This is a genomic window from Arthrobacter sp. TJ-263, assembly GCF_058269155.1.
Genome location: NZ_JBZCNE010000001.1, coordinates 1,672,511 through 1,697,660, shown reverse-complemented (window position 1 = coordinate 1,697,660; position 25,150 = coordinate 1,672,511). Strand labels below are relative to the sequence as shown.

Below are 25,150 nucleotides of genomic sequence, written 5' to 3'. Positions count from 1 at the left end.
ACGACGGGAGGCACCACCCGATCAGATGGTGCCTCCCGTCGTTTCCGGGGACCTCAGAACCGGAGGGACCCGACCGCCGTCCGGTACTGCTCGCGGATGACCGGCCGATGATCGACGGCGCGGTCCTCCACGGTCCCGAGCGTCCAGGACGGCCGCGTGCCCGTCAGGGCCCACGCAGCCTGGACCGCGGCTCCCCGCGCCACGTACTCGCCGGGTGCCGGGATGCGCACGGGCAGGTCGAACACCTGCGCCGCCACCTCCTGCACGGCCGTGTTCTGGGCGGCACCACCGATCAGCAGCAGGTGGCGCGGCTGCACGCCGGTGGCACGCACCGCGTCCAGGGCATCGGCCAGTCCGCACAGCATGCCCTCGATCGCCGCCCGGGCCAGGTTCTGCCTCGTGGCGGACCCGATGCTGAGGTTGTGGAAGCTGGCCTTCGCCGTCGGGAGGTTCGGCGTGCGCTCTCCCTCGAAGTAGGGCACGAGGACGACGCCGTCCGAGCCCGGCCCGGCGGTCCTGGCCAGCTCCGCGAACCCGTCATGGTCCACTCCGAGGATCCCCGCGACCGAGGACAGGACGCGCGCCGCGTTGAGGGTGGCCACCAGCGGCAGGAACAGCCCGCTGGCATCGGCGAACCCGGCAACGGTCCCGCTCGTGTCCGCGACGGCGTCGGCGGCGACGGCGAAGACCGTGCCGCTGGTGCCGAGGGACACCACGACGTCGCCCTCCTCCGCGCCGAGCCCGAGGGCGGCACCCGCGTTGTCGCCCGCGCCCGCGCCGACCACGATGCGTCGGTCACCCGATGCGGTGAAGGAGGGGTGGACGGCGCCGGCAGCCTGATCCGCGCGGAGTACACGGGGGAGGACCACCGCGTCCGGATGGGTCTCCCCGTCACCCTCCGCCCGGCCGGGGCGGGCCTCACGACCCGGACGACCGAGCATGTGCTCGAACAGCGCGAGGTCGTATGCGTCCGCCGCGGGGCTCCAGTAGCCGGTCCCGCTCGCATCCGAGCGGTCGGTCACGAGTTCCTCCAGCACGGGCCCGAGCGGCGACTCGCCCTCCGGGCCGAATCCGCGGAGCCGCCAGGTCAGCCAGTCGTGGGGGAGCGCCACGGCCGCGATGGCCGGGACGACGTCGGGTTCGGCGTCCCGCACCCACCGCACCTTGGCGCCGGTGAAGGAGGCCACGGGCGCCAGGCCGGTCCGGGCGACGATCTCCCCGAGCCCGAGTTCGCCGATCAGGTCCCGGGCGGCGTCCGCGGACCGGGTGTCGTTCCACAGCAGTGCATCGCGGAGCACCCTGCCGTCACGGCCCAGCAGCACCATCCCGTGCTGCTGGCCCGCGACGGCGAGCGCGTCGACGTCGTCCCCGAGGCCGTCCGCGGACTCCAGCGCGGCACGCAGTGCCCGCCACCAGGCCTCCGGGTCCACCTCCGTGCCCTCCGGATGGAGGGCACGGCCGGTGCGGACCTCGGCGCCGGTCGCGGTGTCCACGACGACGACCTTGCAGCTCTGCGTCGAGGAGTCGACGCCGGCAACGAGGGCCATGGGTCAGCGGGCTCCGAGCAGGTGCTCGATGAAGAGCTGCTGCAGCTTCACGAACCCGAAGCCCTTGCCGTTGAAGTAGGCGTCGGCGTCGAAGTCCTCGTAGGAGGCGCGGTCCGCGCGGAGGGCCTCGTAGCCCTCGCCCTCGTTGAGCGTGGGCTCGTTGATCTCGGACACCCGGGAAGCCGTGAGGGCCGCCTGGACCTCGGGGTCGGCACGGAACGCGGCCGCGCGCTCCTTCAGGAGCAGGTAGGTCTGCATGTTCGCGGCCGCCGAGTCCCACACGCCGTCCATGTCCTCGGTGCGGCTGGGCTTGTAGTCGAAGTGGCGCGGTCCGTCGTAGGACGGGCCGCCCGTGGGGCCGCCGTTCTCCAGCAGGTCCACGAGCGAGAACGCGTTCTGCAGGTCGCCATGGCCGAACACGAGGTCCTGGTCGAACTTGATGCTGCGCTGGCCGTTGAGGTCGATGTGGAAGAGCTTGCCCTGGTAGAGGGCCTGCGCGATGCCGTGGGTGAAGTTCAGGCCCGCCATCTGCTCGTGACCGGTCTCGGGGTTGATGCCGACCAGTTCGGGGCGCTCGAGGGTCTCGATGAAGGCCATCGCGTGGCCGAGCGTGGGCAGGAGGATGTCGCCGCGCGGTTCGTTGGGCTTGGGCTCGATCGCGAAGCGGATGTCGTAGCCCTTGTCGGTCACGTAGTCGCCGAGCAGGTTCACGGCCTCGCGGTAGCGCTCGAGGGCTCCGCGGATGTCCTTGGCGGCGTCGTACTCGCTGCCTTCACGGCCGCCCCACATGACGAACGTCTTGGCGCCGAGCTCGGCGGCGAGATCGATGTTGTCCAGGACCTTGCGGAGGGCGAAGCGGCGGACGCCGCGGTCGTTGCTGGTGAAGCCGCCGTCCTTGAAGACCGGGTGGCTGAACAGGTTGGTGGTGACCATGGGGACCACCATGCCGGTGGACTTCAGCACGCCGGTGAGCCGGTCGATCTCGCGCTGGCGGTCCGCTGCCGAGCAGCCGAAGGGGAAGAGGTCGTTGTCGTGGAAGGTGATGCCGTAGGCGCCGAGGTCGCTCAGGCGGTTGACGGCCTCGACCACGTCGAGGGGCGCGCGGGTCGCGGAACCGAACTGGTCCTGGGCCTCCCAGCCCACCGTCCAGAGGCCGAAGGAGAATTTGTCGTCACGGGTGGGCTCGATCGTCATTGAGTGCTCCAGAAGTGTGTGTGATTAATATGTTGCCGTTACAAACATATTAGGTTTGGGCCCAGAGTCAAGCACGACGCCGCACTTGCCCCGGGTGCCCTACGGGTGCAGGGCGCGGACGCTCGACCGCTGGACGAGCCGCGTGGAGAGCTCGATGCGCGGGCTCTCCACCGCCTCGCCGCAGATGAGGCGGACGAGCGTGCGGGCTGCGAGGCTCCCCATCTCCGAGAGGGGCTGGCGCACGGTCGTCAGGGGCGGCGAGGCCCAGCCGGCCTCGGGGAGGTCGTCGAAGCCGATCACGCTGAGGTCGTCCGGGATGCGCAGTCCCTGCTGGCGCGCCGCCTCGTACACCCCGAGGGCCATCTGATCGCTGGCCGCGAAGATGGCGGTCGGCCGGTCGGACTGCGTGAGGAGCTCCGTGCCGGCGGCGAAACCCGAGGCGTAGTCGAAGTCCCCGCCGATGACGAGCTCCGGGTCGAAGGCGATGCCGGCGGCATCGAGCCCTGCCCGGTAGCCGTCCAGGCGTGCCCTGCTGCACCACAGGCCCGGGCGGCCCGCGACGAACCCGACCCGGCGATGGTTGTGCTGGAGGAGGTGCTCGGTCGCGGTGACGGCACCCGTCCAGTTGGTCGCTCCGATGGTCGGTACCTCCAGGTCGGGCACGCCGGCCGGATCCACGACGACGAGGGGCAGGTTGAGGCGCTGCAGTTCCGCATGCAGGAAGGAATCCAGGTCCGTCGTCACGAGGATGGCGCCGTCGCTGGCGCGGGCACCGAGGGTGTCGAGCCACTTGCGTGTCGAGTCGCTGCCGCCGCGGCGGTGGATCGCCGAGACCACCACGGACAGGCCCTCGGCGTTCAGCGACTCCTCGACGCCGCGGATGATCTCGACCGCCCACGGGCTGTCGAGATCGTTGAACACCAGGTCCACCAGCCCGGACGACGCCGGCCGGCCCGCTCCGCGCCGCCGGTAGCCGTACTCCCGCAGCAGGACCTCGACGCGCTCGCGGGTCGCGGGGGCGACATCGGACCGGCCGTTCAGGACGCGGGACACCGTGGGGATCGACACGCCCGCCGCGGCGGCGATGGCGGAGATCGTGACTGCGGGCTGGGCATTCTCCTGCATGTCGTCCTCCTTGGGAAGCCCCGACGCTGCAGCAGGGCATCCCCGGGTTCGGAACTCGACGCACCCTTGACCTCCGGGGTGCGGTGTTCCTAACCTACAGCAACGGTATTTCCGGAAACTTCCGGAAATCTGCTGATCATCGGATCGGCCACCGTGCCTCAGGTACCTCAAAGGAGAGCTCATGCAGGTTCGTTCATCCATCGCCGCGGCAGTCCTCGCGTCCGCCATGATTGTTCCCGCGGCGGCGCCGGCACTCGCGGCGCAGCACCAGCCGCCCCGGCCGCAGGGGATCGAGAAGAAGGACACCCTCCGCTGGGTGGCCCCGCAGGACCTGAAGATCGGCACCGCCGTCGCAGGCGGCGGTCACCACGAGACGCAGCCCTACCCGGATCCGTTCACCTTCGACCAGGAGTACCGCGAACGCCTCGCGGCGGAGTTCGACTCGGTCTCACCCGAGAACCAGCTGAAATGGGAGTTCGTCCACCCGGAGCAGGGCACCTACCGGTTCGCCGAGATGGACGCGATCGTGCGGTTCGCCCAGGAGAACAAGCAGGTGGTCCGCGGCCACACCCTGTTCTGGCACAGCCAGAACCCGGCCTGGCTCGAGGAGGGCGACTTCACGAAGGACGAGCTGCGCGCCATCCTCAAGGACCACATCCAGACCGTGGTGGGCCGGTACGCGGGCAAGATCCAGCAGTGGGACGTCGCCAACGAGATCTTCAACGGCGACGGGACGCTGCGCACCACGGACAACATCTGGATCCGGGAGCTCGGCCCCGAGATCATCGCCGACGCGTTCCGCTGGGCGCACGAGGCGGATCCCAAGGCCAAGCTGTTCTTCAACGACTACGGCGTCGAAGGCATCAACGCGAAGAGCAACGCCTACCTCGAACTGATCCCGCGCCTGCAGGCCCAGGGCGTCCCCGTGGACGGCTTCGCCATCCAGGGCCACCTGAGCACGCGGTACGGCTTCCCGGGCGACCTGCAGGCCAACCTGCAGCGCTTCGACGACCTGGGCCTCGAGACGGCGATCACGGAGATCGACGTGCGCATGGACGTCGCGGCGGGGACCTCGCCCACGGACGCCCAGCTCGCGACGCAGGCGAGCTATTACCAGCGCGCCCTCGACGCGTGCGTGAGCGTCGACGAGTGCAACTCCTTCACCATCTGGGGCTTCACCGACAAGTACTCCTGGGTGCCCGTGTTCTTCAGCGGCGAAGGGGAGGCGACGGTCATGTGGAACGACTTCACCCGCAAGCCCGCCTACTACGCGCTGCAGGACACCCTCGAGCAGGCGTCCCCCGGTCGCGGCAACCGCTGATGATCGACGACAGGACAGGAAGAACCATGAGACGACGTTGTCTGATCGCGGGCGCCACGGCCTTCGGCCTGGTGGCCGGAGTCGGCGCCCTGGCGCTGCCCGCGGCGAACGCCGAGGAGCCGGCAGTGCTCCTCACCGAGGACTTCGAGGACGGCGCCTTCGGGCCGCTGGTCCAGAACGGCGGTGCCGCCCTCTCGGTGGTCGACGCCGACGGCGACAAGGCGCTGCTGGTCACGGGCAGGGCCAACGACTACGACGGCATCAAGACGCCGGCGAACCTCCTGCAGGCCGGGGGCACCTACTCCTTCTCGGCGCAGGTGAAGCTGTCCGCCGCCCCCGGGACGACGACGTCGGCACGCTTCGTCGTCGAACCCGCATACAGCTGGGTGGGCAACACCACGGTGTCGGCCGATGCGTGGACCACGGTGAGCGGCACGTTCAACGCCCCTGCGGGTGCCGACCCCGCCACACTGCGCGCCTACCTCGGGACGGGAGACCTCGGTGCGCCCTACGACTACCTCGTGGACGACGTCGTGATCACCGGCACCGCCGGGCCCGGCGACGGCGGAGCCTGGGAGCCCACGCCGGATCCGGCCTTCATCCCCGGCGGGGCCGCCAACCCCACCACCACGCCTCTCGCCTCGGCCCGCGGCACCGGGAACGTCGTCGCCCTCACCTTCGACGACGGCCCCAACCCCGGAGAGACCGCCTCGGTCCTCGACCTCCTGAGGGACAAGGGCATCACCGCGACCTTCTGCGTCATCGGCCAGAACGTGCAGGCGGACGGCGGGGCGGACCTGCTCCGGCGGATCGTCGCCGAAGGGCACACGCTGTGCAACCACGGCACGTCCTACGCGGACATGGGCTCGTGGACGCAGGCGCAGGTCGAAACGGACCTGAAGGAGAACCTCCGCATCATCCGCGCCGCCGCGGGTGACCCCGCCCTCCCGGTGCCGTACTTCCGGGCGCCGAACGGCAGCTGGGGTGCCACCGGCGAGGTGGCCGCGGCGCTCGGCATGCAGCCGCTCGGCCTCGGGAACGTCATCTCCGACTGGGACGGCAACGACCTCAGCGAGACCACGCTCACCGAGAACCTCCGCCGGGCCTTCACGCCCGGTGCCGTGGTGCTCGCGCACGACGGCGGCGGCGACCGGTCCACCACGGTCAAGGCCGTGGCGACCGTTGTGAGCGAGAAGCTGGCCGAGGGCTGGACCTTCGCCCTGCCGACCGGCGGCGCCGGGCAGGCGACCGGGGTCACGAGCGGGTTCGAGACCGGGACGGACGGCTGGACGGCACGGGGCGACGGCGTGCAGGTCAGCGCCGGCAGTGATGCCCGGACCGGGACCGGCAGCCTGCTCGTCACCGACCGCACCCAGCCCTGGCACGGCGCGGCCCTCGACGTCACCGCGGGACTTCCCGTGGGATCAGCGGTGGAGGTGTCGGTCTGGGCGAAACTCGCTCCGGGCCAGACACCCGCCTCCCTCAAGGTGTCCGTGCAGCGCGACAACGGCGGTGCAAGTGCGTACGAGGGTGTGGCGGGCGCCGCGGCGACCGTCACGGCCGACGGCTGGACGCAGCTGAAGGGTACCTACACCCTCGGGGCGGCAGCCGACAAGGCGCAGATCTACGTCGAGGGGCCCGTCGGCGTCGACTTCCTCCTCGACGACTTCAGCCTCGCCGCCTTCGGCGAGAAGCCCATCCAGACCGATGTGCCCGGGCTCAAGGACGTCCTCGGGGCGGACGCGATCGAGCACGTCGGTGTCGCCGTCGACGCCCGGGAGACCGTGGGGACGGCGGCGGACCTCGTCCGCAAGCATTTCAACGCCATCACCCCCGAGAACGCGGGCAAGCCCGAGAGCGTGCAGCCGGTCGAGGGTCAGTTCTCCTTCGCCCAGCTGGACCAGCTGCTGGACTTCGCCGATGCCAACAACGTGCAGGTCTACGGACACGTGCTCGCCTGGCACTCGCAGACCCCGGCGTGGTTCTTCAAGGACGGCAGCCGCGACCTGACGGACAGCCCTGCCGACCAGGCACTGCTGAAGGCCCGCATGGAAGCCCACATCAAGGGCATCGCGGACCACATCGACGCGCGCTACCCCGACGGGAACAGCCCCATCTGGGCCTGGGACGTCGTCAACGAGGTCATCGCCGACGGAGACACGGCCAATCCGCACGACATGCGGGACAGCCGGTGGTTCCAGGTGCTCGGCGAGGGCTTCGTGGACGAGGCCTTCCGCCTGGCGGACCGCTACTTCCCGGACGCGGCCCTGTTCATCAACGACTACAACACCGAGATGCCGGAGAAGCGCGCCGACTACCTCGACCTGATCCGGGCACTGGAGGCGCGCAGCGTGCCGATCGACGGCGTGGGGCACCAGGCCCACGTGGACGTCGCCCGGCCGGTGGAGTGGCTCGAGGACTCCATCGTGGCCGTGGAGCGCCTGAACCCGGAGCTGCTGCAGGCCATCACGGAACTCGACGTGAACGCCTCCACGGAGAACCAGGGCGCCGATGTCAGCGGCGCCCCGCAGGATCCGTACAGTCCGGCGTTCGAGGACGACGCGGACGCGGCGGCCGAGGTCGGGTACTACTACCGCGACCTGTTCGCGATGCTGCGGGAGCACAACGAGTCCGTCGACTCGGTGACCTTCTGGGGCATCAGCAACGCCCGCACCTGGCTGCGCACGTGGCCGATGGCCCGGCCGTGGGAACAGCCGCTGCCGTTCGACGACGACCTGCAGGTCACCCCGGCGTACTGGGGCATCGTCGATCCGTCCCGCCTGCCCGCGCGGCCGGCCGACGTGCTGCCGCCCCGGATCGCCGGCCAGTCGGACGTCCAGGCGGTCTCCAACGGTGCCAGCGGCGCGAAGGTGAAGTACACCCTGCCGTCCGCCATCGACACCCTCGACGGGGCGGTCCCGCTGGACTGTGATCCGGCGTCGGGCTCCCGCTTCGTCATCGGTGTCACGACGGTCACCTGCACCGCCACGGACGAGGCGGGCAACACCCGCACCAGCTCGTTCGACGTCGTCGTGACCCGCAAGCAGCCCGGGAAGCCCTGATACGGTCCCTCGGCCGCCTCGGCCGCCTCGGCTGGCACGACGAAGCCCCTGTCCTCTCCGGAGGGCAGGGGCTTTGTCGTCGGTGTCCGTCAGGAGGCGTAGGCGCCGAGGAGCCGCACGGAGCCGCCGTCCACGCCCTTGGCGCCCTGGACGTAGTCAGGTCCGTCTGTGCTCCCGCTGCCGGTCACCTGCACGCTGCCCATCACCCAGGACGGGACGCCGGCCGCGTTCAGCTGGGCCAGGGCGGCGTCGGCGCCCGCGGCCCCCACGATCGCCACCATGCCGACGCCGAGGTTGAGGGTGCGCTCGAGGTCCGGCAGCGGGACGGACCCGAGCTGCGAGACGATCGTGAAGATCGGGGGAAGCCCCCAGGTGGAGCGGTCCACGGTGGCCTCCAGCCCGCGCGGCAGCACGCGGGCGAGGTTCGCCGCGAGCCCGCCGCCGGTGACGTGGCTGAACCCGTGCACCTGCGCGGCGTCGTTCCGGGCGAGGGCGAGGCAGTCCGCGGCGTAGACCCGCGTGGGCTCGAGCAGTTCCTCGCCGAGCGTCCGCCCGAGTTCGGAGACCTGCCGGTCCAGCGACCACCCGGCCTGGTTGATGACGCGGCGGACGAGGGAGTAGCCGTTGGAGTGCAGGCCGGAGGAGGCCATGCCGATCACGACGTCGCCCGCCCGGACGCGCTCGGGGCCGAGGACGCGGTCCGCCTCGACCACGCCGGTCGCGGCTCCCGCGACGTCGTACTCGTGCTCGCCGAGCAGCCCCGGGTGCTCCGCGGTCTCCCCGCCCACCAGGGCGGTGCCGGCCACCGAGCAGCCGGCCGCGATGCCGCGGACGATGTCCGCGATCCGCTCGGGGACCACTTTCCCGCACGCGATGTAGTCCGTCATGAACAGCGGCTCCGCGCCGACCACCACGATGTCGTCCACGACCATCCCCACGAGGTCGAACCCGATGGTGTCGTGGATGTCCATGGCCTGCGCGATCGCGACCTTGGTGCCCACGCCGTCGGTCGACGTCGCGAGCAGCGGGCGCGTGTAGGTGAGGAGGCGGGAGACGTCGAAGAGCCCGGCGAAACCGCCCACCCCGCCGATCACCTGCTCGCCGTGCGTGGCCCGGACGGCGTCCTTCATGAGCTCGACGGCGCGGTCACCCGCTTCGACGTCCACTCCTGCGCTGGCGTAGGTGATCGGGTGGGGCGCGCTCATACCCGCTCCTTCTTGTCGTCGTCGGTCAGTACGGCTTCGAATTCGGCGTCCGGCCCGGGATCGCAGCCCACCGCACCGGACCGGTCGGCCGGGTCGAGGCGCTCGAGCAGGTTCTTGCCCAGGCGGTCGTCGCCGGGCAGTTCGATGGGGTACGTCCCGGTGAAGCAGGCCGTGCAGAGGCGCTCGCGGGGCTGCTGGGTGGCATCGATCATGCCGTCCTCGGAGATGTAGGCGAGGCTGTCGGCGCCGACGGACTTGCTGATCTCGTCGATCGCCGCGCCGTTCGCGATGAGCTCCGCGCGGGACGCGAAGTCGATGCCGTAGAAGCAGGGCCAGCGCACCGGCGGCGAGGAGATCTTGACGTGGACCTCGGCGGCGCCTGCCTCGCGCAGCATCCGGACGACGGCGCGCTGCGTGTTGCCGCGGACGATGGAATCGTCCACCACGATGATGCGCTTGCCGCGGATGACGGATTCGAGGGCGTTGAGCTTGAGCCGGATGCCGAGCTGGCGCAGCGTCTGGCTGGGCTGGATGAAGGTACGGCCCACGTAGGCGTTCTTCACGAAGCCGTGGGCGAAGGGGACGCCGGACTCCTCGGCGAAGCCGACGGCGGCGGGCGTCCCGGACTCCGGGACGGGGATCACGATGTCCGCTTCGGCCGTGTTCTCGCGGGCCAGCTGGCGGCCCATCTCCACGCGGGCCTCGTACACGGAGCGCCCGGCGATCGCGGCGTCGGGTCGGGCCAGGTACACGTACTCGAAGACGCAGCCGGCGGGGGTGGGGGAGCCGAAGCGGCTGCTCCGCACGCCGTCCTCGTCGATCGCGATGAACTCGCCGGGCTCGATCTCCCGGATGAAGCTGGCGCCGACGGTGGCGAGGGCCGCCTGCTCGGAGGCGACCACCCAGCCGCGCTCGAGCCGGCCGAGGACGAGGGGGCGCACGCCGTAGGTGTCCCGGGCCGCGTAGAGCGTCCCTTCGTCCATGAACACGAAGCAGAACGCGCCGCGGATGCTCGGCAGCAGCGCCAGGGCCGTCTGCTCGAGGGAGCGGTCGTCGTCCCCGGCCAGGAGCGCGGTGACGAGGGCGGTGTCCGTGGTGTTGCCCTGCGCCATCTCGCCGGCGCGCGGCTTGCCGTGGCGGGCGAGGACCATCTGGTGGAGCTCGGCCGAGTTGGTGAGGTTGCCGTTGTGGGCGAGGGCCACGGTGCCCGCCGCGGTGGCGCCGAGGGTGGGCTGCGCGTTGGCCCAGTGCGAGGACCCGGTGGTGGAGTAGCGGCAGTGGCCGACGGCGATGTGCCCGGTCAGGGTGTTGAGCGTGGACTCGTCGAAGACCTGGGACACCAGGCCCATGTCCTTGTACACGTTGATCCGGTGGCCGTCGCTCGTGGCGATGCCCGCCGACTCCTGGCCGCGGTGCTGCAGCGCGTACAGGCCGTAGTAGGCGAGCTTGGCGACCTCCTCGCCGGGCGCCCAGACTCCGAAGACGCCGCAGGCGTCCTGGGGTCCTTTTTCGCCGGGAAGAAGATCATGGGAGAGGTGTCCGTCGCCGCGCAGCATGCCGCCATTCTCTCACGGTACGGTCTGCCGCCCTTCTTCCGGCCCCGGTTATTTCGTGCCGGCCAGCTTCCCGATCAGCCGTTCCATCCGGGCGATCCCGACGAATCGCCCCGCGTTGTCGGTCACCAGCAGCGGAGCGAAGCGGGAGCCGGCCTCCCGGGTCACGGAGCGGGCGAGGGCCTCGTCGATCGGGGTGTCCACGTTGACGACCAGGCCGGTGGTGACGACTCCCAGGCGGGCCGCCTCCTCGGTGAGCACCGCCCGCGGTCTCCGCCCGACGAGGAGCACGACGTCGGTGAGGTCCGGGTCGTTCGTGAACAGGGCCGCCGCCGCGCCGGGGGAGGGTGCGGTCGGCGCCGGTTCGACGACGCCGCGGACCGTCGACGCGGTGGCATCGCGCGCCCGGGTGGACAGACGGAGCGCGAGGTCGAGGTCGAGGCCCTGCCAGGGCGGCGCGGGCCGGCCCAGCAGGTACCCCTGCACGAGCGGGACCCCGAGGGCGGTCAGGGTGTCGAGTTCCTCGATCCGCTCGATGCCCTCCGCGAGGATCCAGGCGTCGACCCTGCCGGCGAAGAGCCCGATCATCTCCATCAGGGCACGCTTGGCCTCGTCCGTGTCGATGCCGCGCACCAGTTCGCGGTCCATCTTGATGATGGCCGGCCGCAGCGCGAGCAGGTGCTGCAGGCCCGCGTAGCCGGACCCGGCGTCGTCGACGGCGATCATGGCACCGGCCGCACGCAGGGCGTTCAGGTGCGGTTCCAGGTGGAGGTAGGAATCGATGGGTGTCTGCTCCGTCAGCTCCACGACGACGCCGCCCAGGGGCCCCTGGTCGGCCCAGACCTGCCGCACCTCGGGTGAGGTGAGCAGGGCGGGCGAGACGTTCACGGTGAGGAAGCAGTTCGGCGGGAGCGTTCCCCGGTGCACGAAAGCGCTGCGGAGCGCCGCCGCTTCGAGGTCCGCCGCCCGCCCCGCGCGCCGCGCCCGGGCGAACCACGCCTCGGGATCCTTCTCGCCGTACCCCGGGAAGCGGACGAGGGCCTCGTAGCCCACCACCGTGCCGCGGGCGGTGTCGATGATGGGCTGGTAGGCGGAGGTGATCCCCTCGCCGAGGCACGCGGCGGCCAGCTCGGCGGACTCCCGCGCGGCCACCGTCCGGTCGAGGGGCTCCACCGGGAGCGGGCTCAGGCGGTGGCCATGCTGCCGCGGACCGCACCGACGAGCTCGGGCGTGATCTCCGTCAGGCCGTGGGCCGAGGCGGCGTGGGCCCCCACCGCGGCGAGGATCTCATCCTCCGTGCTGCAGATCCAGCGGGCGTCGCAGCCCGGTACGACATCTCCACATGCGAATAGCTTCATGGCACAGTCCTCTTCTCCCGCTCGATGGTTCCCCCATCACGCCTTACTGTCGTCACCCCGGCCCGGGGTGTAAGCAGCGGCATCCGCCGGTGGAGGGTCTCAGGCGTCATCGTCCGTGCGCTCCGCCCGCGCCCGCTCGGCGCGCCTGATACTGCGGCGGTCGATGACGAGCACCAGCAGCGCGGCGAGGAGCAGCCCGGGCAGGGCGAAGGCCACGGTGAAGAACCCGAGGACGGACTCGCGCGTGAGGGTCGGATCCTCCGGGCCGGTGTAGGCGAGCACCAGGGCGGCGAGGAAACCGAGGATCGCGCCGACCGCCATGAAGGGCACGAACTTCGGCGCCCGGCGGACGGTCACCTCGCGGACGGCCGGTGTGAGCGGCGGCGCGTCCGCGGGCGGGACGTCGCGGACCGGTGTGTCCGGGAGATCGGCCGGTCGGTCCGCCGGGACGGGCCGAGCGTCCGCGGGTGCCTGATCGTCGCCCCGCTGGTCCGGCTGGTCGGGGGAGGTGTGCGGCTGCTCGGAGGTCATGCTTTAAGGCTACCGGGCGTCAGCGTTCCAGCCGCACGAGCTGGTAGCCCGCCTCGTCGAACACCCGGGTGTAGTCCGTTCCCGGGAACCGCTGCTCGGCGTGGGCCTCGGCGTCGGCCGGGCGGGTGGCACCCCAGCTCCAGTCGTCGGCGTCGACGATCAGGTAGTCGGGCGCGGGGTTCGTGTTGCCGAGCCAGTACACGCGCGTCTCCGGCACGAGGTACGCCATGAGCACCACGCCGCTCTCCACCGTGGAACCCTCGGGGATGAGGCCCATCATGCGGTGGGCGGCGTCCCAGCGCGCGGACTGACGGTACGTGTCCGCCTCCGCGAGGACGGCGAGCTTCTGGCCCGGCAGCAGGACCAGGCAGGCGGCGACGGCGGCGGGCACCCCCAGCAGCGCGGCGGACCGCACCCAGCGGCGGCGGTTGCTCCGGAGGGAGTGCACGCCGTCCACCAGGCCGAGGAAGAGCACGGGCATGAGGACCGCGCTGTAGTGCCACTCCGGTCCCCAGTACCCCTCCTGGCCGGAGGCGAACCGCCACAGCAGGGTGGGCAGGAGGACCAGGCTCAGCGACGAGCGGAGGAACAGGACGCCGCCGGCGAGCAGGAGCAGCAGGAGCGTCTCGTGTTTCGCGGTGCCGGTGAGGAGGCCGACGACGGCGCCGGCCGGGTCCGCGATCATCGCACCGGCGTCGATCCGGTCCGAGTAGTCGTACTGGCCGGCGGCGTTGAGCGCCGGCAGGATCACGCGCACGGAGAGGACCAGCCACAGTGCCCCCCAGACCGCGAGCCACAGGCCGGCGACCGCCCGCAGCCGCCACGCGACGACCAGCCCGAGGGCCATCACGGTGAGCCCGAGGTCCTCCTTCACGAAGACGAGGAGGCCGCCCCAGAGGACGGCGGGCAGCACGCGCCGCGCCAGCACGGCTTCGAGGCTGAGGGCCAGGAGCGGCACGGCGAACGCGATCTCGTGGAACTGCGCGGCGACGGCGGACTGCAGCCCCCAGGACAGCGCATAGGCGATCCCGACGGCGATCCCGGCGGCGGACCCGAGGAGCCGGATGGCCGTGCGCGCGACGACCGCCACGGACAGCCCGAGGAGCAGGTTCTGCACGATCAGGAGGGTCAGGCCCGACGGCGCGACCGCGTACGCGGGTCCCAGCAGCACGAGCAGCGGGTGGAAGTGGTCACCCAGAAGGTTGAAGTCCTCGCCCTTGATGGGGACGATCGGGGCACCGACGCCCGCATAGGCCTTGGCGAGCTGCGTGAAGATCCCGAGATCCCAGGACGGCGACTCCAGCCGGTTCCACTGGGTGACGGAGAAGACGGTGTAGAGGAGGGCGGCAGCGACACCCGTCAGCCAGGCGCCGGGCGGCTGCCGGCGGATCGCCGCGGCCGAGCGCCCGCGGAGGGTGGCGGGGCGATCCCGCCGCTCCGGTTCCCGGTCCGGGTCGACGGCGTGTCTGCTGCGGGACGCCGTCGTCCGGCGCGGCGCCGATCCGGCACCGGGCACCGGGCCCGCCTGCGCCGGGCCCACCTGCGGCGTCAGGTCGGCGCTCGGGGCGTCACCGGTCACGGGCGGCGCCCGACGACGGGCAGCCAGGCGCTCAGGTCGGCGCGCCCGCCGGAGGCCGCCACCTTGCCCGCCGCCACGGCGTCCGGCCACGCGACGGCCCCGGTGACGAGCGCCAACCAGGTGGTGGCATCGGTCTCCACCACGTTCGGAGGCGTACCCCGGGTATGGCGGGGCCCCTCGACGCACTGGGTGACGCCGAACGGAGGGACCCGCACCTCGACGCTGTTGCCGGGGGCGAGCTCCGCGAGTTCCTCGAGGGTGAACCGTACCGCCATGGCGAGTTCGGAGCGGCCGGCCGAGCCGTCGGCCACCTGTGCCAGGGCGCGGTGGCCGTCCTCACCGGTGATGCGTCGTCGTGCCATGCGCTGCCGCGCCTAGTCGAGCAGGGCCAGGACGGGGGCGGCGAGGCGCAGGCTGCCCACGGAGCGGCCCCCGCCGAGGACCGGGGAGACGACCTTCTCGAGGGTGGCCCCGACCTTCTCGGCGTCGATCGCACCGGATGCCGCGAGGAGCGTGAGGCCCACCAGGGTCGCCGCGCGGGCGTTGCCGTCGAGGACCTTCAGGGCCAGGGTCGCGCCGGTCGGGGCGGCGAGGACGAGGACGCCCTCGGCGCCGCTCTTGGCGAGCACGCCGAGATCCTCCATGACCACGGAGTTCTCCATGCCGGCGCCGTGCACGGCCCAGGGGTAGTCCAGCATCGCGGTGGCGATCGTCGCCGCCCGCGCGTCCGCGTGCTTGTCCGACGGTGCCTTCGCGATCTTCCCGATCCCGCGGGCGAGGCCCGTGAGCGAGACGGCGGCGACGGGCGCGCCGCACCCGTCCACGCCCCAGGCGGAGACGGACTCCTCCGTGTACTCCTCGATGACGGAGGCCACGGAGCGCTGCAGCGGGTGGGTGGGGTCGAGGTACGTGGCGGTGTCCCAGCCGTTCTCCGTGCAGGCCCACAGGAAGGCCGCGTGCTTGCCGGAGCAGTTGAAGGCGATGCGCTGCTTGCCCAGGCCGCCGCGGACGAGTTCGTTGCGGGCCTCCTCGTCCTGCGGCCAGTCCGCAGGGCACTGCAGGTGGTCCTCGGTGACGCCGGCGGCGTCGAGCATGGTCCTCACCACGTCCATGTGCTCCCTGCTGGCCACGTGGCTGGCGGCCGCGAGGGCCACCTGCGGTCCGCGCAGCGGGACCCCCGCCTTCATGCTGGCCAGCGCCTGGAACGGTTTGAGCGTGGACCGCGGGAAGATCGGGCTCGTGATGTCCCCGAGCCCGGTGACCACGGAGCCGTCGGCGGCGAGAACGACGGCGGCCCCCACGTGGCGGGACTCGATGAAACCGTTGCGTTCGAGGACGGCGAAGTCCACGGCGTCAGCCGTAGTGAAAGTGGAGGGCATGGTCCCAGTATTCCCTATCCGCTGCGGCGACCCGCGGGGATCCTCCGTCGACATGGCTGCGCCCACCGGAGAGGACGGTCATCCGGTGGGCGCAGGTCGGGGAGCTGCCGGCGGCTACGTCACGGTGAACTGCACCGACTGCCAGCCGGACGCGCCGTCGGGGACGGTGTCCGCGCGCTCGTCGGTCTGGAGGCCGTCGACGGCGTCCGTGGCCCGCGCCCTGACCGTGTGCAGCCCGGACTCGAGGGAGACCTCGTGCGACCACTGGCGCCAGGTGTCCACGGAGGCCTCGGCGGCGAGCGTGACGGCCTCCCAGTCGCCGCCGTCGATCGAGACCTCGACCGCGGTGATGCCGCGCTGCTGGGACCAGGCGACGCCGCCGAGCATCACGGCGCCGCCGTCCACCTGCGCGAAGGACCTCGGGACCTCCACGCGCGCCATCGTCTTGATGGGCCCCCGCTCGGACCAGCCGCGGTCCGTCCAGTACGCCGTCCGGTCGGCGAAGCGCGTGACCTCCAGGTCCACGACCCACTTGGTCGCCGAGACGTACCCGTACAGGCCGGGGACCACCATGCGGACCGGGAAGCCGTGCTCCACGGGCAGCGGCTCGCCGTTCATGGCGACGGCGAGGATGGCGTCGCGGTCGTCCTGCAGCACGGGCAGGGGAGTGGAGGCGCTGAAGCCGTCCGAACTCGTGGACAGGACCATGTCCGCACCGTCGAGCGGCCGGGCCCGGGCGAGGACGTCGCGCAGCGGGTAGCCGAGCCACTTCGCGGTCCCGGCGAGGTAGCCGCCCACGGGGTTGGATACGCAGGTGAGGGTGATGTGGCGTTCGACGAGATCGGCGTCCAGGAGGTCCTGGAACGTGAGCTCGAACTCCTCCTCCACCAGGCCGTGCACGCGGAGCACCCAGTCGTCGGTGGTGAGCTGCGGGACGCTGAGCGCCGTGTCGATCCGGTAGAAGTCGCCGGTCGGGGTGACGAAGGGTGTCACGCCCGCCACGGGCGACTGCACGCCCGCGGGCAGCGCCGGCGCGGGACTGGCCGGAGCCGGGAACTGCAGGCTGTCCCGGAGCGCGGCGACGTCGTTGCGCGCCCCCGCGAGCAGCCGGCCCCCGCCGGCGGCCACGGCAGCGACGACGGCGGTCACGCCTGCGGCGGCGAAGAACCCGCGGCGCGAGGTCGTGCCCGCGCCCGGTGCACCGGCGATCGGTGGTGCGACCGCGACGGCCCCGGTGCGTGCGCCGTCGTCCCGGTCGGTCCCATCGGCCTCCGCGACGGCCGTCCGGCCGGCGGCGTCCCCCGACGCGGGACCGTCGGGCGAGGGAACGACGGCCGCGTGCCGCAGGCGGGCGATCAGCAGCCGCAGCGCCAGCAGGCCCGCGGCGGTGCCGACGGCCGTCGGGAGGGCATCGGGCAGGGCGGCACCGGCCCGGGTGAGGACGCAGGCCAGGATGACGGCCCCCATGAACAGCACCCCGACGACGCCGAGCGCCCACCGCCGGAACGCCACGATGCCGAGGGCGGCCGCCAGCAGTGCGATCGTGATGCCCATGCCGACGAGCAGGGCGAGCTTGTCGTCGGTCCCGAACGTCGCGATGGCGAAGTCCTTCATCCACGGCGGGGTGAAGTCGATGAAGGTGGATCCCATGGCGATGACGGGGGTGGCACTCGCCCGGAAGAAGGCCCCGGCGAGTTCGGCGACGCCGAGCACCACGCCGGCGGCGATGATGCCGGCGAGCGCGGCCAGCAGGGGGAGGCCGCGGCGGGACGTCGAGTGGTTGCTCATGGGAAGTATTCGGAGAGGTCCGGAGACCGTATGGGTGGCGCAGGCGCCGTAACAGGCGCCGTCCCTGTGTCCGGCAGGTAACCCCTCCAGTACGCTGTCCTACTGTGAAGGTTCTTGTACTGGGCCCCGGAGGCCGCGAACACGCCATCGTCCGGGCCTTGCTGGCCGATCCCTTCGTCCGGGAGGTGCAGGCCGCCCCCGGCAACGCCGGGATCGCCGGGGACGTCCCCACCCACGACATCGACGCGAACGATCCCGCCGTCGTCGTCGGCCTGGCCCGTCGGCTGGGCTCCGACCTCGTGGTGATCGGACCCGAGGCGCCGCTCGCCGCCGGCGTCGCGGACGCCCTGCTCGACGCCGGGATCCCCGTTTTCGGGCCGACGCGGGCCGCCGCGCAGCTCGAGGCCTCCAAGGCCTTCGCCAAGCAGGTCATGGCCGCCGCCGGCGTGCCGACCGCGATGGCCCGCGTCGCCGCGACGGACGAGGAGGCCGACGCGGCGCTCTGCTCGTTCGGCGCGCCCTACGTGGTGAAGGACGACGGGCTCGCCGCCGGCAAGGGGGTGGTCGTCACCGACGACCTCGACGAGGCCCGCGCCCATGCGTCCGCGTGCTTCGCGGCGGGAGGCACCGTGGTCATCGAGGAGTACCTCGACGGACCCGAGGTCTCGCTGTTCGTCCTCTCCGACGGCCGCACCGTGGTCCCGCTGGCACCCGCGCAGGACTTCAAGCGCATCCACGACGGCGACCAGGGCCCCAACACGGGCGGCATGGGCGCCTACTCGCCGCTCGAGTGGGTGCCCGCCGGCCTCGTGGACGAGGTCATCACGCGCGTGGCGCAGCCCGTGATCGACGAGATGGCGCACCGCGGCACGCCCTTCGCGGGCGTCCTCTACGTCGGCCTGGCGCTCACGTCGCGCGGCATGCGCGTCATCGAGTTCAACGCACGGTTCGGGGACCCGGAGACGCAGGCCGTCCTCGCGCGCCTGACCACACCGCTGGGCGGGGTGCTGCTCGCCGCAGCCAAGGGCGCCCTCGACCAGATCGACCCGCTCAACTGGTCGCCCGAGACGGCTGTCGCCGTCGTGCTCGCCTCCGAGAACTACCCCGACGCCCCGGTCACGGGCCGGCGCGTGCGCGGGCTGAAGAGGGCCGCGCAGGTGGAGCGCGCGCACGTCCTGCACGCCGGCACCGCCCTGCGGGACGGCAAGGTGGTGAGCTCCGGCGGCCGGGTGCTGGCCGTCGTCGGGGTCGGGGACTCCCTGGCGGACGCGCGGGCCACCGCGTACGAGAGCCTCGGCCGGATCGACCTCGCGGGCGGGCAGTTCCGCACGGACATCGCCCTCAAGGCCTCCCGCGCGGAGATCGCGGTCTCGGGCCCCGCGACGGCCACGGCATGAGCACCTTCGCACCGGAGCATCCCGACCTCCCGGGCTGGCGGCACGTCTACTCCGGCAAGGTCCGCGACCTGTACGAGCCGGAGGACGGCCGCGACGACGTCGTGCTCGTGGTGGCGAGCGACCGCATCAGCGCCTACGACCACGTCCTCGCCACCGGGATCCCCGACAAGGGGCGCGTGCTCACGCAGCTGAGCCTCTGGTGGTTCGAGCGGCTCACCGGCATCCCCAACCACGTGATCGCGTCCGACGCCGCCGGTGGCGTGCCCGCCGCCGTCGAGGGCCGGGCGATGATCTGCCGCCGGCTCGTCATGTACCCGATCGAGTGCATCGCCCGCGGCTACCTGACCGGCAGCGGGCTGCTGGAGTACCGGCAGTCCCGGACCGTCTGCTCCCTGCCGCTGCCCGAGGGCCTCGTGGACGGCTCCCGGCTCCAGCCGGCGCTCTTCACGCCGTCGGCGAAGGCGGAGGTGGGCGAGCACGACGAGAACATCACCTACGACGCCGTCGTCATGACGGTGGGTGACGACACCGCGGCGCAGCTGCGGTCCCTCACCCTCGACATCTACACCGCGGCGGAGGCGATCGCCCGGGAGCGCGGCATCATCCTCGCCGACACGAAGGTGGAGTTCGGCCTCGATCCGTACACCGGCCTGATCACCCTCGGTGACGAGGTGCTGACGCCGGACTCCTCCCGCTTCTGGGACGCCGCCCTCTATGCGCCGGGGCAGGCGCAGCCCTCCTTCGACAAGCAGTTCGTCCGGGACTGGCTGACCTCCGACGCCTCCGGCTGGGACCGGCAGTCGGAGCCGCCGGCGCTGCCCGCCGACGTCGTCGAGCGCACGCGCGCCCGCTACATCGAGGCCTACGAGCGCCTGACGGGCCGCACCTTCGCCTGAGGCGCGTCACGCCGGACGTGGCGCCGTTCCCGGCTTCAGGGGTAGGCCGCTGCTTCTGCGGTGTGGCGCGCCGGGCCACGCTCCTCCGGTGCGGAACCCGTGCACGACGGCGTCCGAAGCAACGACCGGCCGGCGCCACGCCGGACCACGGGGACGATGCCCGTGAGCGGATCGTTGTCGACTCGGTCCGATCTGCAGTTCGGCCGGTCGCCCGGCTTTCTCCGAAAGCTTCATCCGACCCCGCGCCGTGCGGATCCTCAGGGCGACGATCGGCGCCGATCCATCGAGGAGCACCGTGAACAGCACCCAGCACAGCACCCACCGCCCGACCGTTACCCGACGCGCTGCCCGGGCGGCCGTCGCCCTCGCCGCGACCGCCGTCCTGCTGCCGCCGGCGGGCGCCGTGGCCGCACCGCCGACGCCGTCTCCCCCGGCGTCGGTGTCCTCCCATCGGCAGCAGGACACCAGCATCCCGCTGCCCGGCGCATCCTCCGCCGAGGGCATCGCCAGGGGCAAGGGGTCCACGTTCTACGCGGGAGACCTCGGCCGCGGCGACATCTTCCGCGGCGACCTCCGGAAGGGGACCGCGGAACTCTTCATCGACGCGCCCGAGGGCAGGGCCGCCGTCGGCCTCAAGGCCGATGTGCGGAACGACCTGCTGTTCGTCTCGGGGGGAGCGACGGGCCGGGCGTACGTCTACGACACCGACACCGGGGCGGAGGTGGCCGACCTCCTGCTCGCCGCGGGCGGTGCATTCATCAACGACGTCACGCTCACGCGGGACGGCGCCTACTTCACCAACTCACAGGCCGCGGAGCTGTACTTCGTGCCCGTGGGCGACCACGGGGAGCTCGGGGAACCGGAGACGATCGCCCTGTCCGGCCCGGCCGCGGCAGTGACACCGGGTTTCAACCTCAACGGCATCACGTCGGTGGACCGCGGCAGGACGCTGATCGTGGCGCACTCTGCGAACCAGGCCCTCTACACGGTGGACCCGGAGACGGGCGTCAGTGCGGACATCGTGACGGGCGCGCTCCCGAACGTGGACGGCATCCTGGCCAAGGGGGACACCGTGTTCGCCGTCCAGAACAGGATCAACCAGGTCAGCCGGATCGACCTGTCGAAGGACCTGACCCGCGGCGAGGTCGAGGACGTCATCACGAGCCCGCTGTTCGAGGTGCCGACGACGGTGGCCCTGTTCGGCAGCACGCTGGCACTCGCCAACGCGAAGTTCGGCGTCGTCGATCCCGATGGCTACGAGGTGGTGACGGTCTCCGCGCGCTGACCGCGGCCGGACGCGGGAGAGGCCCGCAGGCTGCTGCCGGCGGGCCTCTCGTCCACTGGTCGGGGTGACAGGATTTGAACCTGCGGCCTCGTCGTCCCGAACGACGCGCGCTACCAAGCTGCGCCACACCCCGATGTCACTCCCGGAAGGCGGACCTCCCGAACAGCAACTGTCCAAGGATAGCGGAGGATCAGCGGCGAGGAAAACCGGCGCGCGCTCCGCCCGGACGCGTCAGACCAGCGAGTCCTTCCAGGCCGCGTGCAGCGTCGCGAAGCGTCCCGTGCCCCCGATGAGTTCGGCGGGCGTGCCGTCCTCCACGACCCGGCCGTCGTGGACCACGAGCACGCGGTCGGCGATGGCCACGGTGGAGAGCCGGTGCGCGATGATCAGGGCGGTCCGGTTGCCGAGCAGCTTCTGCAGGCCCTCCTGCACCAGGCGCTCGCTCGGGATGTCGAGCGAGGACGTCGCCTCGTCGAGGATGAGGACCGCCGGATCGGCGAGGAACGCGCGCGCGAAGCTGATGAGCTGCCGCTGCCCCGCCGAGACACGGCCGCCGCGCTTGTTGACGTCCGTGTCGAAGCCCTCGGGCAGCTCCAGGATGAACTCCTCGGCACCCACGGCCCGGGCTGCCGCGACGATCTCCTCGCGGCCGGCCTCGGGCTTGCCGAGGGCGATGTTGTCCGCCACGGAGCCGCTGAAGAGGAAGGCCTCCTGCGTGACCATGACGACGGCCCGCCGGAGGTCGGTCGGCGCGAGATCGCGGAGGTCGACGTCGTCGAGCGTGAGGCTGCCCTCGGAGACGTCGTAGAACCGTGCGATGAGCTTGGCCAGCGTGGACTTGCCGGCCCCCGTCTGGCCCACGAGGGCCACCGTCTGCCCGGCGTGGATGGTCAGGTCCAGGCGCGGCAGCACCACGGGTCCGTTCCCGTAGCGGAACTCGACGTCCCGGAACTCGACGTCGCCGCGGGGGTCCGGGAGGGAGACCGGGTGCTTCGGGGGACGCACCGTGGGCACCTCCTCGAGCAGGCCGGAGACCTTCTCCAGCGCCGCCGCGGCGGACTGGAAGGAGTTGTAGAACATGGCCATCTGGTCCACGGGCTGGAAGAACCGCTTGCTGTAGAGCAGCAGGGCCAGCAGGGCACCGACCTCGAGCGTGCCGCCGAGGACCCGGAAGCCCCCGAGGACGAGGACGACGGCGACGGTCACGTTGCCGATCAGCACGAGCCCGGGCTGGAAGACGCCGTTGAGGTTGATGGAGCGGACCGTGACCAGGCGGTAGTCCTCCGCCAGCTCGTCGTAGCGGTCGGCGTTGACCGTCTCGCGGCGGAACGCCTTGACCGCGCGGATCCCGGTCATCGTCTCGATGAAGTGGACGATCAGTTTCGCCGACACCACGCGGGACTCCCGGTAGGCGATCTGCGAGTGCTTCTGGTACCAGCGGGCGAGGAAGAACATGGGGACCGCCGCCGCCAGGATCAGCAGGCCCGTCCGCCAGTCGAGGGCGAAGATCGTGACGGCGGTGAACAGCATGAAGATCGCCCCGGACGCCAGGGAGCTGACGCCGGTGTCGAGCAGCTCCCGGAGTGCCTCGAGATCCGAGGTCTGCCGGGAGATGATGCGCCCGGAGGTGTACTTCTCGTGGAACTCGAGGCTGAGCCGCTGCGTGTGCCGGAAGACCCGCACGCGCAGGTCCAGCAGCATGGCCTGGCTGAGCTGCGCCGTCGCCCGCACGTAGCCCGCCGTCAGGACCGAGGCGAGGACGGCGGCCAGGAGGTAGGTGCCGCCGGCGAGCCACAGCATGCGCGGATCTCCCGCCATGAGGGCGGGCAGGGCGCGGTCGATGCCGAACGCGATGATCGCCGGTCCGGCCACCCGTGCGGCCTGGGAGACGACGACCAGCAGGACGGTCCAGAGGAACTGCCGGCGGTTGGGTCGGATCAGCGAGCCGAGGAGGCGGAAGGACCGTGCCCGCACGGACCTGCTCTGCGCGCGGTCGAGGAGGACGTCGTCCTCGTTGAGGACACCGGCGGAGGTGGTCCCCTGCCCGTCCCCGTCCTTCGGCGCTCCGCCGGGCGCTGCCGTGGTGCGGCTCATGCCAGTGCCTCCTCGTCGTCGGGCACGGGTTGGACGGTGCGTCCAAGCTGCGCGATCTCCTCGTCGTCGAGGCTGGCGATGACGTAGCGGTAGTGGTCGTTGCGGGCGAGCAGTTCGGAATGCGTGCCGACGTCGGCGATCCGCCCGTCCTGCATCAGGGCCACCCGGTCCGCGAGCGCGACCGTGGACGGACGGTGGGCGACGATGAGCGTCGTGGTGGCGCGGAGCATGGCGCGGAGCCCCACCTCGACGCGCTCCTCGGTGGCGACGTCGAGCGCGGACAGCGGATCGTCGAGGACCAGGACGGTCGGCTGTGCGGCGATCGCCCGGGCGAGGGCGATCCGCTGGCGCTGCCCGCCGGACAGGCTGAGGCCCTCCTCGCCGATGAGCGTGTCGAGACCCTCGGGCAGCTCGTACGCGAACCGGGCCTGCGCGACCTCGAGCGCCTCGCCGAGGATCCGCTCGGCCTCCGCGCCCGTGGCGTCGGAGCCCATGAGGACGTTGTCGCGGACGGAGTTCGAGAACAGCGTGGTGTCCTCGAACGCGACCGCCACGAGGGTCCGCAGCTCGCCGAGGGTGAACTCCCTGAGGTCCACGCCGTCGATCGTGATGCGGCCCGCCGTGACGTCGTGCAGGCGGGGGACGAGCTGCAGGAGCGTGCTCTTGCCACACCCCGTCACCCCGACCAGGGCCATGGTCTCGCCGGCGCGCAGGGTGAGGTCGACGCCGTCGATCACGTCACCGGTGTCCTCCTGCGCGTCGGGGTAGCGGAAGTGGACGGCGTCGAACACGACGTCGCCCCGGGGCGCCTCGAGGTGGACGGGCGCGGCCGGGTCGGTGATGGTGTTCTCCGACTCCATGACCTCGTAGTGCCTGTCGATGGCCGTCTTCGCCGTGAAGGTCATGGCGAGCAGCGGGCCGATGAACTCCACGGGTCCGGCCACCGCGGCGGCGGTCGCGAAGAAGGCCACGAGGGCGCCGATGCTGACGTCGCCGTTCGCGGCCAGCATCACCCCGACGACGAGGGACGCACCGAGGGCGAGTTCGGGCAGCAGCGTGACGACCATGGAGAAGTTTGCGAGGGACTTCGCCTTATAGATCTCGGTCCGGCGGAGCTCCTCGGCTTGCTCCTCGAAGTCCTCGAGCGCCTCCTGGCTGCGGCCGAACGCCTTCAGGACCCGGATGCCGTGGACGGACTCCTCGACCGTGGTCGCGAGGTCGCCGGCCTGGTCCTGGCTCTTGCGGGACACACGGCTGTAGGAGGTCCGGAAGCGGTAGCCGTAGACCATCAGCGGCACGGCGGCCGCGAGGAAGATCAGGGCCAGGACCCAGCTCATGAAGAACATGATGACGACGCCGATCACCACGGTCAGCGACGTGACCACCAGCATGATGAGCCCGAAGGCCATCCACCGCCGCATCAGGTTGAGATCGCTCATCGCGCGGGAGAGGAGCTGCCCGCTGCCCCACCGGTCGTGGAATTCGACGGTCAGGTGTTGCAGGTGCCGGTAGAAGGACGTGCGCATGTTCGTCTCCACCGTCGTCGCCGGGGTGATGACGAACTGGCGTCGCAGGGCCACGAACGTGGCCTCGAGGACGCCGAGGAGCAGGACGACGCCCGACGCGATCCAGACCGTGCGGGCGGACCCGCCCTCCGCCAGGGCGTCGTTGATGAGGACGCGGAGCACCTGGGGGATCGCAAGGGCCATGACGCTCGCGCCGAGCGCGCAGAGCAGGCCCAGGACCAGCCGGGGAACGATGGGCTTGACGTGCGGATACAGGCGGCCGAGCGATTCCCGCAGTGTGTTCTGGTTCTTCATGCCAACTCTTCGGTGA

General features: G+C 71.7%; 19 protein-coding genes and 1 tRNA gene. 5 read left to right on the top strand and 15 right to left on the bottom strand.

Annotation, left to right across the window (positions count from 1 at the left end; translation table 11 throughout):
* Window positions 1–53: 53 nt before the first annotated feature.
* From AC4D2F_RS08070 to AC4D2F_RS08060, 3 genes are all read right to left on the bottom strand, one after another.
* Complete coding sequence (locus tag AC4D2F_RS08070) at window positions 54–1,547, bottom strand: FGGY family carbohydrate kinase (protein WP_490910106.1); 1,494 nt, start codon at window positions 1,545–1,547, stop codon at window positions 54–56.
* A gap of 3 nt (window positions 1,548–1,550) precedes the next feature.
* Entirely contained in the window at window positions 1,551–2,741 is a 1,191-nt protein-coding gene (gene xylA / locus AC4D2F_RS08065) for a xylose isomerase (RefSeq protein ID WP_043441759.1), read from the bottom strand.
* A gap of 99 nt (window positions 2,742–2,840) precedes the next feature.
* Window positions 2,841–3,866 carry a LacI family DNA-binding transcriptional regulator gene (locus AC4D2F_RS08060; RefSeq protein ID WP_490910105.1) on the bottom strand — a complete coding sequence of 342 codons (1,026 nt, stop codon included), beginning with the start codon at window positions 3,864–3,866 and terminating at the stop codon, window positions 2,841–2,843.
* Window positions 3,867–4,047: 181 nt separating this feature from the next.
* Here AC4D2F_RS08060 and AC4D2F_RS08055 point away from each other — a divergent pair, with 181 nt between their 5' ends.
* Together AC4D2F_RS08055 and AC4D2F_RS08050 are read left to right on the top strand one after the other, a co-directional pair.
* Window positions 4,048–5,187, top strand: a complete 1,140-nt coding sequence (locus tag AC4D2F_RS08055; RefSeq protein WP_104168009.1) for an endo-1,4-beta-xylanase — start codon at window positions 4,048–4,050, stop codon at window positions 5,185–5,187.
* A 26-nt stretch (window positions 5,188–5,213) separates the two neighbouring features.
* Complete coding sequence (locus AC4D2F_RS08050) at window positions 5,214–8,249, top strand: endo-1,4-beta-xylanase (protein WP_490910104.1); 3,036 nt, start codon at window positions 5,214–5,216, stop codon at window positions 8,247–8,249.
* Window positions 8,250–8,338: 89 nt separating this feature from the next.
* Here the strand turns inward: AC4D2F_RS08050 and purM are convergent, their stop codons facing one another.
* The 9 genes from purM to AC4D2F_RS08005 form a co-directional block, all read right to left on the bottom strand.
* A complete protein-coding gene (gene purM / locus AC4D2F_RS08045) occupies window positions 8,339–9,454 on the bottom strand; it encodes a phosphoribosylformylglycinamidine cyclo-ligase (protein WP_490910103.1) in 1,116 nt (371 codons plus the stop codon).
* Entirely contained in the window at window positions 9,451–11,010 is a 1,560-nt protein-coding gene (gene purF, locus AC4D2F_RS08040; protein ID WP_490910102.1) for an amidophosphoribosyltransferase, read from the bottom strand. Before purF ends, purM begins: the two co-directional genes overlap by 4 nt.
* Before the next feature lie 48 nt (window positions 11,011–11,058).
* Window positions 11,059–12,180: an EAL domain-containing protein gene (locus tag AC4D2F_RS08035; RefSeq protein ID WP_490910101.1), complete on the bottom strand. Its 1,122-nt coding sequence runs from the start codon at window positions 12,178–12,180 to the stop codon at window positions 11,059–11,061.
* Between the two features lie 11 nt (window positions 12,181–12,191).
* On the bottom strand, window positions 12,192–12,365 hold the full coding sequence (locus tag AC4D2F_RS08030) for a DUF1059 domain-containing protein (RefSeq protein WP_490910100.1): 174 nt from the start codon (window positions 12,363–12,365) through the stop codon (window positions 12,192–12,194).
* Between the two features lie 99 nt (window positions 12,366–12,464).
* The gene (locus AC4D2F_RS08025) at window positions 12,465–12,896 is read right to left on the bottom strand and encodes a hypothetical protein (protein WP_258069892.1); all 432 of its coding nucleotides are present in this window, start codon (window positions 12,894–12,896) and stop codon (window positions 12,465–12,467) included.
* Window positions 12,897–12,915: 19 nt separating this feature from the next.
* Window positions 12,916–14,475, bottom strand: coding sequence for a DUF2079 domain-containing protein (locus AC4D2F_RS08020; protein WP_490910099.1), 1,560 nt, complete (start codon window positions 14,473–14,475; stop codon window positions 12,916–12,918).
* Window positions 14,472–14,837: a sterol carrier family protein gene (locus tag AC4D2F_RS08015; protein ID WP_104168016.1), complete on the bottom strand. Its 366-nt coding sequence runs from the start codon at window positions 14,835–14,837 to the stop codon at window positions 14,472–14,474. Before AC4D2F_RS08015 ends, AC4D2F_RS08020 begins: the two co-directional genes overlap by 4 nt.
* 12 nt (window positions 14,838–14,849) lie before the next feature.
* Complete coding sequence (locus AC4D2F_RS08010; protein WP_104168017.1) at window positions 14,850–15,854, bottom strand: asparaginase; 1,005 nt, start codon at window positions 15,852–15,854, stop codon at window positions 14,850–14,852.
* A 114-nt stretch (window positions 15,855–15,968) separates the two neighbouring features.
* Window positions 15,969–17,642, bottom strand: a complete 1,674-nt coding sequence (locus AC4D2F_RS08005; protein ID WP_490910098.1) for a molybdopterin-dependent oxidoreductase — start codon at window positions 17,640–17,642, stop codon at window positions 15,969–15,971.
* 104 nt (window positions 17,643–17,746) lie between these two features.
* Between AC4D2F_RS08005 and purD the strand changes: the two genes are divergently transcribed.
* The 3 genes from purD (at window position 17,747) to AC4D2F_RS07990 (ending at window position 21,220) form a co-directional block, all read left to right on the top strand.
* Window positions 17,747–19,039 carry a phosphoribosylamine--glycine ligase gene (purD, locus tag AC4D2F_RS08000; protein ID WP_490910097.1) on the top strand — a complete coding sequence of 431 codons (1,293 nt, stop codon included), beginning with the start codon at window positions 17,747–17,749 and terminating at the stop codon, window positions 19,037–19,039.
* The gene (locus AC4D2F_RS07995) at window positions 19,036–19,935 is read left to right on the top strand and encodes a phosphoribosylaminoimidazolesuccinocarboxamide synthase (protein ID WP_104168020.1); all 900 of its coding nucleotides are present in this window, start codon (window positions 19,036–19,038) and stop codon (window positions 19,933–19,935) included. The genes purD and AC4D2F_RS07995 overlap by 4 nt, the downstream gene beginning before the upstream one ends.
* A gap of 295 nt (window positions 19,936–20,230) precedes the next feature.
* Window positions 20,231–21,220 (top strand): NHL repeat-containing protein, encoded by a 990-nt coding sequence (locus AC4D2F_RS07990; RefSeq protein WP_490910096.1) that lies wholly within the window; start codon window positions 20,231–20,233, stop codon window positions 21,218–21,220.
* 56 nt (window positions 21,221–21,276) lie between these two features.
* Here the strand turns inward: AC4D2F_RS07990 and AC4D2F_RS07985 are convergent.
* The 3 genes from AC4D2F_RS07985 to AC4D2F_RS07975 form a co-directional block, all read right to left on the bottom strand.
* Window positions 21,277–21,353: transfer RNA gene (locus AC4D2F_RS07985), tRNA-Pro, on the bottom strand.
* 98 nt (window positions 21,354–21,451) lie between these two features.
* Entirely contained in the window at window positions 21,452–23,314 is a 1,863-nt protein-coding gene (locus AC4D2F_RS07980) for an ABC transporter ATP-binding protein (protein WP_490910095.1), read from the bottom strand.
* Window positions 23,311–25,134, bottom strand: coding sequence for an ABC transporter ATP-binding protein (locus AC4D2F_RS07975; RefSeq protein ID WP_490910094.1), 1,824 nt, complete (start codon window positions 25,132–25,134; stop codon window positions 23,311–23,313). Before AC4D2F_RS07975 ends, AC4D2F_RS07980 begins: the two co-directional genes overlap by 4 nt.
* Window positions 25,135–25,150: the final 16 nt, after the last annotated feature.